Below are 1338 nucleotides of genomic sequence, written 5' to 3' on the forward strand. Positions count from 1 at the left end.
CATTTTGGAAAGCTGCTTTGTCTCTTCGGCTGTGGTGAACTTTACTTAGTTTTTACCACAGAGAACACCGAGGCGCTTCGCTGCACAGAGGAAATACTAACAAAAGAAAGTATAAACCTATTAGCTCTCTAATCTCTACCTCTGTGCTCTTCGTGACCTCCGTGGTGAATAATCACTAAAGAAGTTTTCACCACCGAGCACACCGAGGCGCTTCACTGCACAGAGGAAATACTAACAAAAAGAAAGTATAAACCTATTAGCTCTCTAATCTCTACCTCTTTGCTCTTCGTGACCTCCGTGGTGAATAATCACTAAAGAAGTTTTCACCACCGAGCACACCGAGGCGCTTCGCTGCACAGAGGAAATACTAACAAAAGAAAGTATAATCCCATTAGCTTTCTAATCTCTACCTCTTTGCTCTTCGTGACCTCCGTGGTGAATAATCACTAAAGAAGTTTTCACCACCGAGCACACCGAGGCGCTTCGCTGCACAGGGGAAAGACTAACAAAAGAAAGTATAATCGCATTAGCTCTCTAATCTCTACCTCTGTGCTCTTCGTGACCTCCGTGGTGAATAATCACTAAAGAAGTTTTCACCACCGAGCACACCGAGGCGCTTCACTACACAGAGGAAATACTAACAAAAGAAAGTATAAACCTATTAGCTCTCTAATCTCTACCTCTGTACTCTTCGTGGCCTCTGTAGTGAACTTACTTAATTTCTTACCACCGAGAAAACAGAGAAACTAATCTAAATAATCAGGCATTTGTGCTAAAAACACGTCATTATTACTAAACACTAATGCGCTTAATACCATCAACTAATTTTGTCACATTAAAATTAATCAACAAACCAGTTTTAATACCGCTTAATTTTGAGTATGTAATCAACTGAGCAGAATGAATTGGTGCAAGTTTATCAATCGCTTTCAATTCAATTATAAGCAGATCTGGTATCAAGATATCTAGCCTATAGCCTGCATCTATCCCCATGCCTTTATAACTAATTGGAAGCTCAATTTGACTGACAGCTTTTATGCCTATTTGTTGTAATTCGTAAATTAAGCAATTTTCATAGCTTGACTCTAATAAGCCAGGCCCAAGTTGTCTATGAACTTCTATAGCACAACCTATTACCTTTTGTGTGATGATATCTGTTGTTATAACCTTCCTTGGCTTTAGCGATCACTTTTTAGTTTTTTGTCCTTAATGCTCTACCTAGTGAATAAATCACTAAAAACATTTTACCACCGAGAGCACAAAGGCGCTTCGCTACACAGAGGAAAGACCAGTCAAAAGGAAATATAAATCTATTAACTCTCTAATATCCACCTCAGT

At 39.2% G+C, this 1338-nt stretch carries 1 protein-coding gene; it reads right to left on the minus strand.

What is annotated here, in order from left to right:
* Positions 1–792: 792 nt before the first annotated feature.
* Positions 793–1164, minus strand: a complete 372-nt coding sequence (locus H5163_RS17575) for a GxxExxY protein (protein ID WP_182735665.1) — start codon at positions 1162–1164, stop codon at positions 793–795.
* Positions 1165–1338 lie beyond the last annotated feature (174 nt).

The organism is Pseudoalteromonas sp. SG44-8 (assembly GCF_014164125.1).
In the GTDB taxonomy this organism is placed as follows: Bacteria; Pseudomonadota; Gammaproteobacteria; order Enterobacterales; family Alteromonadaceae; genus Pseudoalteromonas; species Pseudoalteromonas rhizosphaerae.